This is a genomic window from Vibrio sp. 704, assembly GCF_033339295.1.
The window spans coordinates 1-580 of record NZ_JAWOUH010000753.1; the positions used below are offsets into that span (position 1 = coordinate 1).

Annotated in this window: 1 protein-coding gene; it reads right to left on the reverse strand. The window is 49.1% G+C overall.

The window, feature by feature from the left end:
* Nucleotides 1-144 precede the first annotated feature (144 nt).
* On the reverse strand, nucleotides 145-486 hold the full coding sequence (locus R7R24_RS28910; RefSeq protein ID WP_031819839.1) for a bactofilin family protein: 342 nt from the start codon (nucleotides 484-486) through the stop codon (nucleotides 145-147).
* Nucleotides 487-580: the final 94 nt, after the last annotated feature.

Here is a 580-nt window from a genome sequence, read left to right on the forward strand (position 1 = left end):
GTAACACTAGAAGAAGTGAAAGCACGTGCGGCATCGGCGTTTGGTCCGAATGCCAAGCGTTCTGCGCTGATTCTCAACCCGATGTAAAACCAGACATTGGATGCAAACAGTAAAACGAAAAAGACGGCTTAATCGCCGTCTTTTTTATGCGCTTTTGCGCGCGAGTCGCTTTTCAGTGTTGGCGCTGTTGTCTTTCGCCGTTGCGCTTTCTTGCACTTTGCCTTTCAGGCTGACCACTTCTTTTTCTGGCAATTCTGCTGCTTCACCGAAGAACTTACCGCCCGGTTCAATGCTCAGATTGTTGCTCCAGATTTTACCACTGACACGGCCTTTAGTGAGTACTTGGATGTGCTCTGCGTGACAGTTTCCGTCCAGAATACCATTGATGATCAGCTGCTTGGCATACACATCGCCAGTGACTCTACCGCTTTCTGCAACGACTAACGTGCCTTCGACATTCAGTTGACCATCGACGATGCCGTCAATCTGGACGTCGTTTTCTACTTTGAGTTCTCCGCTAACAGTACAGCCTTTGGCGATGAGAGTTGAAGCTGCTGAGCTACTCGTTGTTCCACGGTTT